Source organism: Bradyrhizobium sp. SZCCHNR1051 (genome assembly GCF_032489615.1).
GTDB lineage: Bacteria > Pseudomonadota > Alphaproteobacteria > Rhizobiales > Xanthobacteraceae > Bradyrhizobium.
The window spans coordinates 16,575-30,138 of the sequence record NZ_JAUEYJ010000031.1; the positions used below are offsets into that span (position 1 = coordinate 16,575).

11 protein-coding genes are annotated in these 13,564 nt (G+C 65.7%); 6 read left to right on the forward strand and 5 right to left on the reverse strand.

Annotation, left to right across the window (positions count from 1 at the left end; all coding sequences use genetic code 11):
- Positions 1-4: 4 nt before the first annotated feature.
- The 5 genes from QW868_RS30420 to QW868_RS30440 all read right to left on the reverse strand — a co-directional run bounded on the left by QW868_RS30420 (position 5) and on the right by QW868_RS30440 (position 4,374).
- Entirely contained in the window at positions 5-1,021 is a 1,017-nt protein-coding gene (locus QW868_RS30420) for a branched-chain amino acid ABC transporter permease (protein WP_315813428.1), read from the reverse strand.
- A gap of 2 nt (positions 1,022-1,023) precedes the next feature.
- Positions 1,024-1,902 carry a branched-chain amino acid ABC transporter permease gene (locus QW868_RS30425; RefSeq protein ID WP_315753504.1) on the reverse strand — a complete coding sequence of 293 codons (879 nt, stop codon included), beginning with the start codon at positions 1,900-1,902 and terminating at the stop codon, positions 1,024-1,026.
- Between the two features lie 13 nt (positions 1,903-1,915).
- Positions 1,916-2,629, reverse strand: a complete 714-nt coding sequence (locus QW868_RS30430) for an ABC transporter ATP-binding protein (RefSeq protein WP_316167364.1) — start codon at positions 2,627-2,629, stop codon at positions 1,916-1,918.
- On the reverse strand, positions 2,626-3,423 hold the full coding sequence (locus tag QW868_RS30435) for an ABC transporter ATP-binding protein (RefSeq protein WP_315734696.1): 798 nt from the start codon (positions 3,421-3,423) through the stop codon (positions 2,626-2,628). Before QW868_RS30435 ends, QW868_RS30430 begins: the two co-directional genes overlap by 4 nt.
- Before the next feature lie 66 nt (positions 3,424-3,489).
- Entirely contained in the window at positions 3,490-4,374 is an 885-nt protein-coding gene (locus QW868_RS30440; protein ID WP_316232281.1) for an IclR family transcriptional regulator, read from the reverse strand.
- Positions 4,375-4,587: 213 nt separating this feature from the next.
- Here QW868_RS30440 and QW868_RS30445 point away from each other — a divergent pair, with 213 nt between their 5' ends.
- The 6 genes from QW868_RS30445 to QW868_RS30470 all read left to right on the forward strand — a co-directional run bounded on the left by QW868_RS30445 (position 4,588) and on the right by QW868_RS30470 (position 13,508).
- Entirely contained in the window at positions 4,588-6,681 is a 2,094-nt protein-coding gene (locus tag QW868_RS30445) for a 3-hydroxyacyl-CoA dehydrogenase NAD-binding domain-containing protein (RefSeq protein WP_316232282.1), read from the forward strand.
- Between the two features lie 178 nt (positions 6,682-6,859).
- Positions 6,860-8,524 carry a dicarboxylate--CoA ligase PimA gene (gene pimA, locus QW868_RS30450; protein ID WP_316232283.1) on the forward strand — a complete coding sequence of 555 codons (1,665 nt, stop codon included), beginning with the start codon at positions 6,860-6,862 and terminating at the stop codon, positions 8,522-8,524.
- 20 nt (positions 8,525-8,544) lie between these two features.
- Positions 8,545-9,732: an acetyl-CoA C-acyltransferase gene (locus QW868_RS30455; RefSeq protein ID WP_316232284.1), complete on the forward strand. Its 1,188-nt coding sequence runs from the start codon at positions 8,545-8,547 to the stop codon at positions 9,730-9,732.
- A gap of 250 nt (positions 9,733-9,982) precedes the next feature.
- A complete protein-coding gene (gene pimC, locus QW868_RS30460) occupies positions 9,983-11,173 on the forward strand; it encodes a pimeloyl-CoA dehydrogenase large subunit (protein WP_315775503.1) in 1,191 nt (396 codons plus the stop codon).
- A 144-nt stretch (positions 11,174-11,317) separates the two neighbouring features.
- A complete protein-coding gene (pimD, locus tag QW868_RS30465; RefSeq protein ID WP_316232285.1) occupies positions 11,318-12,460 on the forward strand; it encodes a pimeloyl-CoA dehydrogenase small subunit in 1,143 nt (380 codons plus the stop codon).
- A gap of 274 nt (positions 12,461-12,734) precedes the next feature.
- Complete coding sequence (locus QW868_RS30470) at positions 12,735-13,508, forward strand: SDR family oxidoreductase (protein WP_316232286.1); 774 nt, start codon at positions 12,735-12,737, stop codon at positions 13,506-13,508.
- Positions 13,509-13,564 lie beyond the last annotated feature (56 nt).

Sequence of the window (13,564 nt, forward strand, 5' to 3'; positions counted from 1 at the left end):
CTCCTTAGTTCTTTCTGAGTTTGCCGAGCAGCTGCTGCGCCACCATCGCCACTTGCCGCGAGCCGTGCGGTACGAGGAAGATGACGAGGAACAGCAGCACGCCGAACACCGCGCCGGACAGGCCCTTCGAAATGCTTTCGGCGATATTGGGGACGAAGATGATGAAGGCAGCGCCGACGAACGAGCCGGGCAGCCAGCCGACGCCGCCGACCACCATGCCGAGGAACAGCGATATCGCGAGCACGATCGTGTAGCTGTCGGGCGCCACGAACTGCACCGCGATGGCGCCGAGACCGCCGGCGACGCCGGTGATGCCGGCGCTGACGCCGAACGCCAGCGTCTTGTAGGTCGCCACGTCGATGCCCATGGCGGAGGCCGCGATCTCGTTGTCGCGGATCGCCATGAAGGCGCGGCCGGAGCGCGAGCGCAGCAGGTTGACCGAGAACACGTAGATCGCGATCGTGATCGCCAGCGTGAAGTAATACAGCCACATGTCCTGCGACATCGGCAGGCCGAACGGCGCGTCCGGCTTGGTGACGACGAGGCCCTGCACGCCGCCGGTCCATTCCTCGAAGAAGCCGAGCTTGAGGATCTGCGGCATGGCGGTGGCGAGCGCGAAGGTGGCGAGCGCGAGATAGACGCCTGACAGCCGCAGCGCCGGCTGGCCGAACAGGAAGCCGAAGCCGAAGCAGATGACGCCGGCGACCGGCAGGGTCAGCGCGTAGTTGACGTTGTACTGCTCCATCAGGATCGCCGAAGTATAGGCGCCGACGGCATAAAACGCGCTGTTGCCCAGCGAGAACTGGCCGGAGCCGCCGGTCAGGATGTTCAGCGCCAGCACGGCTAGCCCGTAGATCAGGAGCATCGTCATCTGGAAGATGATGAAGTTCTTGACGAACAGCGGCACCACCAGGAGCAGCAGCACGATCACGAAGGTCGTACCGGAGCTCAAGGTCATGGCCCGCTTCGGAACGGCCTCGACCGCGGGCGCCTGGGATGTGATGTCCTCGATTGCGCTCATGATCAGACTCGCTTCACGATGCTGCGGCCGAACAGGCCGGCGGGCTTGATGACCAGGACGGAGATGATGAGGGCCAGCGCGATCGGCAGCTTCATCTCGTTGCCGACATGCGGGATGTAGGTTCCGGCGAGATTCTCGAAGATGCCGACCAGGAAGCCGCCGAGCACCGCGCCGAACGGGCTGGTGAGGCCGCCGAGCACGGCCGCGGCGAACCCGTAGATCAGGACGCCGCCCATCATGTTGGGCTCGAGGAAGACCACCGGCGCGATCAGCATGCCGGCGATCGAGCCGATCGCCGCCGCCATGCCCCAGCCGAGCGCGATCATCCAGGACGTGTTGATGCCGACCAGCCGCGCCGACTCGGGCACCGCCGCCGCCGCGCGCATCGCAAGCCCGACCCTGGTGTACTGGAAGAAGAAGTACAGGCCGATCAGCAGCAGCAAGGTGATGCCGATCATGCCGGCCTGATGCGTCGAGATCAGCTGGCTGCCCAGGAACGGCGACGATCCGAACGGTGTCGGATACTGCTTGATGGTGAAGTCCCAGGTCAGTCCGGCAAAGGAGTTGATGATCGAGTACAGCGCGATGAAGCCTGCGACCTGGGTCAGGATCGGCGCCTTGGTGAGCGGCTTGAACAGCACGCGCTCGATGGCGATGCCGCCGGCAAAGGAGAAGGCCAGCGTCACCACGAAGGCAACCCAGTAGGGCAGGCCCCATTGCATCAGCTGCCAGGAGATGAAGGTCGAAAACATCGCCATCTCGCCTTGCGCGAAGTTGAGATGGTCGATCGCCTGGTAGATCATCACGACCGCGAGCGCCATGCAGGCGTAGATCGCACCCGTCGCAATGCCGGCCAGGACCTGGTTGGTGAACAGCTCCATTGTCCCGCCTCCGTTAGTAGCCCAGATAGGATTTGCGGACGTTCTCGTCGTTCGCGATGTCCGAGGCGACACCCGACATGACGATGCGGCCGGTCTCGATCACATAGGCCTGGTCGGCGAGCTCCAGCGCGAGCTGCGCGTTCTGCTCGACGACGAGGATCGATACCTTTTCCTCGCGGTTGATCTTGCCGAGGATGCCGAAGAGGTCGCGGACCACCAGCGGCGCAAGGCCGAACGACGGCTCGTCGAGCAGCATCAACCTGGGACGCAGCATCAACGCCCGCGCCACCGCCAGCATCTGCTGCTCGCCGCCGGACAGGGTGCCGGCCTGCTGGGTGTGGCGCTCCTTCAGCTTCGGGAAGTAGGAATACATCCGCTCGATGTCGGCAACGATGCCGGCCTTGTCGCTGCGGGTGATGGCGCCGAGCTGCAGGTTTTCTTCCACCGTCATGTTGGTGAAGGTGCCGCGGCCCTGCGGCACATGGGCAATGCCGAAGCGCACGATGCTCTCGGTCGATTTGTTGTTGAGCGGCTTGCCCTCGAACTCGATCGAGCCGGTCGAGCGCACCATGTTGCAGATGGCGCGCAGGGTGGTGGTCTTGCCCGCGCCGTTGGCGCCGAGCAGGGTCGTCAGCGAGCCTTCGTTGAGGGAGAAGGAGAGGCCGTGCAGGGCCTGGACCTGGCCGTAATAGGCGCGCAGGTCCTTGACGTTGAGCAGCGGCGTCATTGATCCTTGCTCCCGAGATAGGCCTTGATGACGTCGGGATCGGCCTGCACCTGCGCGGGCGTGCCCTCGGCGAGCTTGCGGCCGAAATTCAGCGCCACGACGTGGTCGGCGATCGACATCACCAGTCCCATGTGATGCTCGACCAGCAGCACGGTCACCTTGCGGTCGTCGCGGATGCGCCGGATCAGATCGCCCAGCACATGGACCTCCTCGTGATTGAGGCCGCCGGCGGGCTCGTCGAGCAGCAGGATCTTCGGGTCGGCGGCGAGCGCGCGTGCCAGCTCGACGCGCTTCTGGGTGCCGAACGGCAGCCCGGACACGGTCTTGTGCGCGACCTCCTCGAGGTCGAGATAGGCGAGAATCTCGTGAACCTTGGTGTTGACGGAATTCTCGCTGCGCCGGACCCAGGCCAGACGCAGCGAATCCGAGATGATGTCGCTGGAGGTGCGCGCGTGGGTGCCGACGCGGACGTTGTCGAGCACGGAGAGATTGGGAAACAGCGCGACGTTCTGGAAGGTGCGGCCGATGCCGATCTCGGCGATGCGGTGCGGCGGCCGCTTCAGGATGCTGCGGCCTTCCATCAGGATGTCGCCGGAGCTCGGCTGATAGAGGCGGCTGAGGCAGTTGAACAGGGTGGTCTTGCCGGCGCCGTTCGGGCCGATGAGGCCGAGGATCTGGCCCTGGCGCATGTCGAACGAGACGCCGTTCAGCGCCACGATGCCGCCGAACACGACGCTGACGTCGCGGACGGCGAGCAGCGGATCGTTGGTCTGGGCGAGTTGTGCCTGCGTCATCTCGTCTCGCCCCTCCCGAAATCGTTCAGGTCAGGACGCGGCGCCAGCCGACCGCGATGATGCAGGCTATCTGATACCCTCGGCAACACGGGCAACTTTTCCTCCTGGCTTCGGCTTCTTATTGAGTTCTTTGTTTGATGGGCTGCTTGTTTGATTAGTTGACAGCGCGAGGCCGCCGAGCGCCGCTTCGATGTTCCTTACCATCGCGACGAGACGAGGTCCAATGTCGGTCCGCAAACGCTCTTCCGTGAAGCGGAATGCCGGTGCTCCGCAATTCACGGCGTAGGGACCGGTTCCGTCGTTCAGCCGCAACGCGACGCCGACCGCATGAACGTCGTCCTGCCATTCGCCGGCCGAGATCGTGAAGCCATATTTCGCGACGGTCTCGCCGGCGCGTTCGATGCCGTCGCGGATCTTCGGCCAACGGCTGCCATAATGCTCGCGCATCTCCCGCATCAACGCGGCGCGATCCTCGTCCGGCAGCGCCCAGATGTAGGCGCGGCCCATCGCTGTAGTTGCAATCGGAATGCGCGATCCGACGTCGAGTTGAACGTTGACGACGCCGTGACGGCTCTGGCCGAAATAGATCATGCTGAGCCGGTCGCGGCTGCCGATCGCGACCGCGCCGCCGGTCTCGCGCATCAGCTGCTCGCGGAATGGCTCGGAAAGATGGCGGATGCCGAGGTTGGCGAGCGCGGCATAGCCCAGCGCCAGCGCCGATGGCGCCAATTGGTATTTCTCGAAGCGCGGCACCGGGGTGAGATAGCCGAGCTTGGTGAGCGTGTAAGTCAGGCGCGAGACCGTGGCCTTCGGCAGGTTGGTGCGCGCGGCAATTTCCTGATTGCCCAGCAGGCCGTCATTCGGCCGGAATGCCCGCAGCACGTCCAGGCCGCGCGCCAGCGCGACGACGAAGCTCCGATCGGTCGCTGGTTTCTTCCCTGGGCGTTTCATGTCATCGGCTGTTGATTGATGAGCCTCGTTGACAACGCTCGTGCTTCAAAATAACCCTGGATGTCAAGATGTGGAATTAGATTTCGCACTGCGGAATTGACGTTCAACAGCGGGTAGACGCAAGCAAGGCTGATACTCTGCGCAAATGAAAAGCCAAGAATTGGCCGGCACGTTAACCGGCCGCAAAGAAACGACATCCCAAGGAGCTTACGCGTGAGCGAAGTGGCAAAGCTTGATCGTCATGACATCATCGGCATCGTCACCATCGACAGTCCGCCCGTCAATGCGCTGAGTGCCGCAGTGCGCGGCGGCATCCTGGACAACGTCAAGGCGGCGATCGCCGATCCCGCGATCAAGGCGATCGTGCTCACCTGCGGCGGGCGCACGTTCATCGCCGGCGCCGATATCACCGAATTCGGCAAGCCGCCGAAGCCGCCGGCGCTCAACGACGTCTTGAGCACGATCGAGAACAGCCCCAAGCCGGTGATTGCCGCCATTCATGGAACGGCCCTGGGCGGTGGTCTCGAAGTGGCGCTCGCCTGTCATTATCGTGTCGCCACCAAGGAGGCGAAGCTCGGCCTGCCCGAGGTGAAGCTCGGCCTGCTGCCGGGCGCGGGCGGCACCCAGCGCCTGCCGCGCGCCGTAGGCCCCGAGCTCGCGGTCAAGATGATCGTCGGCGGCGATCCGATCGGTGCGGCGGAGGCGCACAAGGCGGGCCTGATCGAGGAGATCGTCGAGGGGCCGGCATCGGGCGGCGAGGCCTTCGCGCGCAAGGTGGTGGCGGAGAACCGTCCGCTGCGCAAGTTGCGTGACGACGATTCCAAGCTGGCGGCCGCCAAGGCCGATCGCTCGATCTTCACCAGTGCGGTGGCGGCGATCACCAAGAAGTCGCGCGGCCTCGAGGCGCCGTTCGCGGCCGCCGACGCGGTCGGCTACGCGATCGACCTGCCGTTCGACGAGGGCCTGAAGAAGGAGCGCGAAGGCTTCCTCAAGCTCCTCACCAGCGATCAGTCCAAGGCGCAGCGCTACGCCTTCTTCGCCGAGCGCGAGGCTGCCAAGATCGCCGGCGTGCCCGAGGGGACCAAGGGCCGCAAGGTCGAGCGCGTCGCCATCATCGGGGCCGGCACCATGGGCGGCGGCATCGCGATGTCGTTCGCCAATGCCGGCGTCCCGGTCACGCTGATCGAGACCGCCGAGGAGCAGCTCAAGCGCGGCATGGGCATCATGCAGAAGAACTGGGAGGCGACCGCCGCGCGGGGCGGCATCCCGGCCGATGCGCCGGCCAAGCGCATGGCGCTGATCGATGGCAAGGTCGGACTCGAGAACGTCAAGGATGCCGATCTCGTGATCGAGGCGGTGTTCGAGACCATGGCCGTCAAGAAGGAAGTGTTCGGCAAGCTCGATCAATACGCCAAGCCCGGCGCCGTGCTCGCCTCGAACACGTCCTATCTGAACATCGACGCCATCGCCGCAGAGACCAGCCGCCCGCAGGACGTGCTCGGCATGCACTTCTTCTCACCCGCCAACGTGATGAAGCTGTGCGAGATCGTGCGCGCGGAGAAGACCGCGCCGGACGCGCTTGTCACGGCAGTATCGATCGCGCGCAAGATCGCCAAGGTGCCGGCCGTGGTCGGCGTCTGCGACGGCTTCGTCGGCAACCGCATGCTGGCGCAGCGCGGCAAGCAGGCCGAGAAGCTGTTGTTCGAAGGCGCGCTGCCGCAGCAGGTCGACGCCGTCGTCACCAAGTTCGGCATGCCGATGGGCCCGTTCGCGATGGGCGATCTCGCCGGCCTCGACATCGGCTGGCGCTCGCGCAAGGACCGCGGCATCAAGAGCGAGATCGCGGACGCGCTGTGCGAGGCCGGCCGCTTCGGCCAGAAGACCGGCAAGGGCTATTACAAATACGAGGCCGGCTCGCGTGCGCCGCTGCCGGATCCCGATGTCGAGAAGCTGATCGATGAGACGCTGGCCAAGCTCGGCCTCAAGCGGCGCGCGGTCAGCGACGAGGAGATCCTCGAGCGCATGATGTATCCGATGATCAACGAGGGCGCGAAGATCCTCGCCGAGGGCATCGCCGCGCGGCCGTCGGATATCGATGTCGTCTGGCTCTATGGCTATGGCTGGCCGATCTATCGCGGCGGGCCGATGTACTGGGCCGACAGCGTCGGTCTGAAGCACATCGCCGAGCGGCTGGCGTTCTATGCCAAGGAGACCAATGACCCGTCGCTGGAGCCGGCGCCGCTGCTCAAGAAGCTCGCCGACGAAGGCAAGACCTTCGCGTCGCTGGCACAGGGGAAGGCCGCTTGAGGCTTCGCTCTAGCTCCGTGCTCAACTGCGCCCCCCTCCCCCTTGCGGGGAGGGGTTGGGGGTGGGGGTCCACAACGGCAGTCTCGCCTGGGGCCACCCCCCTCCCTGGCCCTCCCCCACAAGGGGGGAGGGAACGGAGAGAGCGGGGCCGCCTTACGGCAAGAAATACAGAGTCCTCATGACCCATCCCGGCGAACAGTTCTATCCCGAAGGCGTCCGCTGGGACGCGCCGATCGCGCGCGGCACCTTGCCGGACCTGTTGGCGCAGGCGGTGAGCGAGTTCGGCGAGCGCGATGCGCTCGAATTCCGCGATCGGCCGGTCACATTCAAGCAGCTCGAAGCGCTTGCCAACCAGGCCGCCGCGGCCTTCCTGCGTGCGGGCTTTGGCAAGGGCGCCTCGATCGCGCTGTTCCTCGGCAACACGCCAGATCATCCGATCAACTTCTTCGGCGCGCTCAAGGCCGGCGCCCGCGTGGTGCACCTGTCGCCGCTCGATGGCGAGATCGCGCTGTCGCACAAGCTCAGCGATTCCGGCGCGCGCATCCTGGTGACGTCGAACCTCAGCGCGCTGCTGCCGACGGCGTTGAAGTTCCTGGAGAAGGGCCTGCTCGATCGGCTGATCGTCTGCGAGGACGACCATTGGGGCAAGGTCGGCACGCCGCAAACGCCGTTGCCGGACAACCCTGCGGTCGTCACGCACCGCGCCTTCGTCGATGGCGCGGTGTTGCCCGCGAAATGGCCCGCGATTTCGCCAGACGATATCGCGCTGCTGCAATATACCGGTGGCACCACCGGCCTGCCCAAGGGCGCGATGCTGACGCATGGCAATCTCACCTCCGCGGTCTCGATCGCCGCAATCTGGGGGCGCGCGACGCGCGCGAACGGCAATGGCTCCGACCGTGTCATCTGCGTCCTGCCGCTGTTCCACATCTATGCGCTGACGGTGGTGCTGCTGACCTCGCTGCGTCTCGGCAGCCTGATCTCGCTGCATCAGCGCTTCGACTTGGAGGCCGTGATGCGCGACATCGAGGTCAAGCGCGCGACCTATTTCCCCGGCGTGCCGACGATGTGGATCGCCATCGCCAACCTGCCCGATCTCGACAAGCGCGATCTGTCGTCGCTGACCAGCGTTGGCTCCGGCGGCGCGCCGCTTCCGATCGAGGTCGCGCGCATCCTCGAGCGCCGCGTCGGCATGAAGCTGAAGAGCGGCTGGGGCATGACCGAGACCTGCTCGCCCGGCACCGCCCACCCCAAGGGCGGCCCGGACAAGCCAGGCTCGATCGGGATCACGCTGCCCGGCATCGAGATGGACGTCGTGTCGCTCGAGGATCCCTCAAAGGTGCTTGGCGTGAACGAGGTCGGCGAGATCCGGATCAAGGGGCCAAACGTCACCAAGGGCTATTGGAACCGGCCGGAGGAAACGGCGCAGTCGTTCGTCGGCGATCATTTCCTGACTGGCGACATCGGCTATGTCGACGCCGACGGTTTCTACTTCCTGGTCGACCGCAAGAAGGACATGATCATCTCCGGCGGCTTCAACGTCTATCCGCAGATGATCGAGCAGGCGATCTACACCCATCCGGCGGTGCAGGAGGTCATCGTGATCGGCATTCCCGACGCCTATCGCGGCGAGGCGGCCAAGGCCTTCATCAAGCTGCGCGACGGCGCAGCACCGTTCCCGGTCGAGGATCTCCGCGCCTTCCTCACCGGCAAGCTCGGCAAGCACGAGCTGCCGGCGGCGGTCGAGTTTGTCGACGAGCTGCCGCGCACGCCGGTCGGCAAGCTGTCGCGTCACGAACTGCGCCAGCAGCAATCACGCACGTCTCACAGCAAACATCAGTAACAACAACAGGAGGTCCGCCCATGACCGATGCCGTCATCGTTTCCACCGCCCGCACGCCAATCGGCAAGGCCTATCGCGGCGCGCTCAACGCCACTGGCGGCGCGACGCTGCTCGGCCACGCCATCGGCGAGGCCGTCAAGCGCGCCAAGGTCGATCCGGCCGAGGTCGAGGACGTCGTGATGGGCGCGGCCCTGCAGCAGGGCTCGACCGGCGGCAACATCGCGCGCAAGGCGCTGCTGCGCGCCGGCCTGCCGGTGTCGGTCGGCGGCACCACGATCGACCGCCAATGCGCCTCCGGCCTGCAGGCGATCGCGCTCGCGGCGCGCTCGGTGATCTTCGACGGCGTCGAGATCGCCGTCGGCGGCGGCGGCGAGTCGATCTCGCTGGTCCAGAACGACAAGATGAACGCCTTCCAGGCGACCGATCCGGCGCTGCTCGAGATCAAGGGCGACGTCTACATGCCGATGATCGACACCGCCGAGATCGTCGCCAAACGCTACGGCATCTCGCGCGAGCGGCAGGACGAATATGCGCTGGAGAGCCAGCGCCGCACCGCGGCCGCGCAGCAGGGCGGCAAGTTCAACGACGAACTGGCGCCGATCACCACCAAGATGGCGGTGACCGACAAGGCCACCGGCAACATCTCGTTCAAGGACGTGACCTTGTCGCAGGACGAAGGCCCGCGTCCGGAGACGACCGCCGAAGGTCTCGCCGGCCTCAAGGCCGTGCGCGGCGACGGCTTCTCGATTACCGCCGGCAATGCCAGCCAGCTCTCGGACGGCGCCTCGGCCTGCGTGATCATGAGCGACGCCAACGCGGCCAAGCGCGGCCTGCAGCCGCTCGGCATCTTCCGCGGCTTCGTTGCGCATGGCTGCGAGCCCGACGAGATGGGCATCGGCCCGGTGTTCGCGGTGCCGCGCCTCTTGAAGCGCCACGGCCTCACCGTCGACGACATCGGCCTGTGGGAGCTCAACGAGGCGTTCGCGGTGCAGGTGCTGTACTGCCGCGACAAGCTCGGCATCGACCCCGACAAGATCAACGTCAATGGCGGCGCCATCGCGGTCGGCCATCCCTACGGCATGTCGGGCGCGCGGCTCACGGGCCATGCGCTGATCGAAGGCCGCCGCCGCAAGGCCAAATACGCCGTCGTCACCATGTGCGTCGGCGGCGGCATGGGCGCCGCCGGCCTGTTCGAGGTGCTGCAGTAACTTGATTGTCGTCCCGCGCGAATCTCGCGCGGGATTTCCCACAGCTGTCGTCCCGGGCAAGCTTGCGAGCGCGCGAGCGCTCGCAAGTGCAGACCCGGGACCCATACCGCGCGATCTAACTTGGGGCATTCCGTCAGAGGCCCGTGCCCCCAAACGTGAGCCGGTGGATATGGGTCCCTGCGTTCGCAGGGACGACAGCGGAGCAAGACGCGCCAACCGAATACCGAATTGAATAGTCAGGGAGGATCCGATGGATCTTGCATTCACGAAGGAAGAGCAGGCGTTCCGCGAGGAAGTGCGGCAGTTCTTCAGGGACAATGTGCCGCCGGAGACGCGGCGGAAGATGATCGAAGGCCGCCATCTGTCGAAGGACGAGATGGTGACCTGGTGGCGCATCCTCAACAAGAAGGGCTGGGGTGTCTCGCACTGGCCGGAGGAATATGGCGGCACCGGCTGGACCTCTGTGCAGCACTACATCTTCAACGAGGAGCTGCAGGCCTATCCGGCGCCGCAGCCGCTCGCCTTCGGCGTCAGCATGGTCGGCCCCGTCATCTACACCTTCGGCAACGAGGAGCAGAAGAGGAAGTATCTGCCGCGCATCGCCAATGTCGACGACTGGTGGTGCCAGGGCTTCTCCGAGCCGGGCTCGGGCTCCGACCTCGCCTCGCTGAAGACCAAGGCGGAGCGCCGCGGCGACAAGTGGATCATCAACGGCCAGAAGACCTGGACCACGCTTGCGCAGCACGCCGACATGATCTTCTGCCTGTGCCGCACCGATCCGGCGGCGAAGAAGCAGATGGGCATCTCCTTCATCGTCTTCAGCATGAAGTCGAAGGGCGTGACGGTGCGTCCGATCCAGACCATCGACGGCGGCCACGAGGTCAACGAGGTGTTCTTCGACGACGTCGAGGTGCCCATCGAGAACTTGATCGGCGAGGAGAACAAGGGCTGGGACTACGCCAAGTTCCTGCTCGGCAACGAGCGCACGGGGATTGCCCGCGTCGGCGTCTCCAAGGAACGCATCCGCCGCATCAAGGAGCTCGCCGGCAAGATCGAATCCGGCGGCCGTCCGGTGCTGGAGGATCCGTCGTTCCGCGAGAAGCTCACGGCCTGCGAGGTCGAGCTGAAGGCGCTGGAACTGACGCAGCTGCGCGTCGTCGCCGACGAAGGCAAGCACGGCAAGGGCAAGCCCAATCCGGCCTCCTCGGTGCTGAAGATCAAGGGCTCCGAGATCCAGCAGACCACGACCGAGCTGTTGATGGAGGTGATCGGCCCGTTTGCCGCGCCGTACGACATTCACGGCGACGACGACAGCAACGAGACCATGGATTGGACCGCCCAGATCGCGCCGAGCTACTTCAACAACCGCAAGGTCTCGATCTACGGCGGCTCCAACGAGATCCAGCGTAACATCATCGCCAAGGCGGTGCTGGGGCTCTGACATGTGAGCCGCAGCGCCTCGACGACGCACGCTGTCATGGCCGGGCTTGACCCGGCCATCCACGCCGCCCGCACAACGGCACGACGTGGATGCCCGCGACAAGCGCGGGCATGACGGAGAATGGGGATACTGGAGAGTCAACCAATGGATTTTGATCTCACCGAGGAGCAACGCCTCCTCAAGGACAGCATCGACGGCCTGCTGGCGGATGCCTATGATTTCGACAAGCGCAAGCTTTACATGAAGGAGAAGGGCGGCTGGAGCCAGGCGATGTGGTCCAAGCTCGCCGAGCAGGGCCTGCTCGGTCTGCCGTTCTCCGAGGACGACGGCGGCTTCGGCGCCGGCGGCGTCGAGACCATGATCGTGATGGAGGCGATGGGCCGCGCGCTGGTGCTCGAGCCGTATCTGGCGACCGTGGTGCTCGCTGGCGGCTTCCTGCGTCATGGCGCCTCGGCAGCGCAGAAGGCGGCGCATCTTCCCGGCATCATCGACGGCAGCAAGACGTTCGCCTTCGCCCAGCTCGAGAAGCAGTCGCGCTACGACCTGTTCGATGTCGCCGCCTCGGCGAAGAAGAAGGGCGACGGCTATGTCATCGACGGCGAAAAGTTCGTCGTGCTCAACGGCGAGAACGCCGACACCCTGATCGTGACCGCGCGCACCTCGGGCGGCCAGCGCGACAAGTCCGGCATCGGCGTGTTCATCGTGCCGGCGGATGCGAAGGGCGTCACCCGCAAGGGCTATCCGACGCAGGACGGCCTGCACGCGGCCGACATCACCTTCACCGGCGTCGAGATCGGCGCTGACAGCGTGATCGGCGATCCCGCGGGCGGCCTGCCGCTGATCGAGCGCGTCGTCGACGAGGCCCGCATCGCGCTGTGCGCGGAAGCCGTCGGCCTGATGGACGAGTCGCTCAAGACCACGGTCGAGTACATCAAGACGCGCAAGCAGTTCGGCGTCGCGATCGGCTCGTTCCAGTCGCTGCAGCATCGCGCCTCCGACATGTTCGTGGCGCTGGAGCAGGCCCGCTCGATGTCGATGTTCGCGACCATGGCCGCCGAGTTCGACGACGCCAAGGAGCGCGCCACATCGATTGCCGCAGCCAAGGTCCAGATCGGCAAATCGGCCAAGTTCGTCGGCCAGCAGTCGATCCAGCTCCATGGCGGCATCGGCATGACCATGGAGGCCAAGATCGGCCACTATTTCAAGCGGCTGTCGATGATCGAAACGACGTTCGGCGACACCGACTACCACATGCGCCGCGTCAGCGAGGCCGGCGGGTTGATCTAAGCGAATGCGTCGTTGCCGGGCTTGGCCCGGCAACCCATCGCTCTCTGAGATGGATGCGCGGGCCTTCGCCGCGCCGAAGGGGCTTCGGCCCCGCAGGCGGGTCAAGCCCGCGCATGACGGATTTGAGAGAGCTACGTTGCCGGCGTCGACTGGCTCCGGAGCAATTTGATCGTCGAGCCGTCATTGCGAGCGGAGCGAAGCAATCCAGGGCGTCACGCGCAACTCTGGATTGCTTCGTCGCTTCACTCCTCGCAATGACGCGGAGGAAGCAGATATGACCCCCAATCCCTTCGACCTCTCCGGACAGGTCGCCGTCGTCACCGGCTCCAGCCGCGGCATCGGCCGCGCCTCGGCGGAGCTGCTCGCGCAGCTCGGCGCCAAGGTGGTGATCTCCAGCCGCAAGCTTGACGCCTGCGAGGAGGTCGCGAGCGGCATCCGCGCCAACGGCGGCGACGCCCATGTCATCCCCTGCAACATCTCGCGTCGCGCCGAAGTCGATGCGCTGATCGACGGCGCCGTGACGCATTACGGCCAGGTCGACATCCTCGTCTGCAACGCGGCGGTGAACCCGTATTACGGTCCGCTGCTCGACATCACCGACGAGGCCTTCGACAAGATCATGGCCTCCAACGTGAAGAGCAACCTCTGGCTCTGCGCCAAGGCGATCCCGCCGATGGCCGCGCGCGGCAAGGGCTCGGTCATCATCGTCTCCTCGATCGGCGGCCTGCGCGGCTCGACCGTGATCGGCGCCTACGGCATCTCCAAGGCTGCCGACTTTGCGCTGTGCCGCAGTCTCGCCGGCGAATGGGGCCCGCAGGGTGTCCGCATCAATTGCGTCGCGCCCGGCCTGATCAAGACCGACTTCGCCCGCGCGCTGTGGGAGGACGAAGCTCGCCTGAAACAGCGCTGCGCCACCACCCCGCTCCGCCGCATCGGTGAGCCGCACGAGATCGCCGGCGCCGTGGCGTATCTGGCGTCTGATGCGTCGACCTTCATGACCGGCCAGACCATCGTCGTGGATGGCGGCGTGACGACGGCGGCGGTGTGAGCGTCTCCTGTGTCGAAGCAGCGGCGTTGACGGCTGTTTTCACCCTCCCCTGGAGG

What these genes read in the sequence shown, in the direction of transcription:
- QW868_RS30420 (WP_315813428.1), bottom strand. Translation starts at nt 1,021, where the DNA reads ATGAGCGCAATCGAGGACATCACATCCCAGGCGCCCGCGGTCGAGGCC.
- QW868_RS30425 (WP_315753504.1), bottom strand. Translation starts at nt 1,902, where the DNA reads ATGGAGCTGTTCACCAACCAGGTCCTGGCCGGCATTGCGACGGGTGCG.
- QW868_RS30430 (WP_316167364.1), bottom strand. Translation starts at nt 2,629, where the DNA reads ATGACGCCGCTGCTCAACGTCAAGGACCTGCGCGCCTATTACGGCCAG.
- QW868_RS30435 (WP_315734696.1), bottom strand. Translation starts at nt 3,423, where the DNA reads ATGACGCAGGCACAACTCGCCCAGACCAACGATCCGCTGCTCGCCGTC.
- QW868_RS30440 (WP_316232281.1), bottom strand. Translation starts at nt 4,374, where the DNA reads ATGAAACGCCCAGGGAAGAAACCAGCGACCGATCGGAGCTTCGTCGTC.
- pimA (WP_316232283.1), top strand. Translation starts at nt 6,860, where the DNA reads ATGACCCATCCCGGCGAACAGTTCTATCCCGAAGGCGTCCGCTGGGAC.
- QW868_RS30455 (WP_316232284.1), top strand. Translation starts at nt 8,545, where the DNA reads ATGACCGATGCCGTCATCGTTTCCACCGCCCGCACGCCAATCGGCAAG.
- pimC (WP_315775503.1), top strand. Translation starts at nt 9,983, where the DNA reads ATGGATCTTGCATTCACGAAGGAAGAGCAGGCGTTCCGCGAGGAAGTG.
- pimD (WP_316232285.1), top strand. Translation starts at nt 11,318, where the DNA reads ATGGATTTTGATCTCACCGAGGAGCAACGCCTCCTCAAGGACAGCATC.
- QW868_RS30470 (WP_316232286.1), top strand. Translation starts at nt 12,735, where the DNA reads ATGACCCCCAATCCCTTCGACCTCTCCGGACAGGTCGCCGTCGTCACC.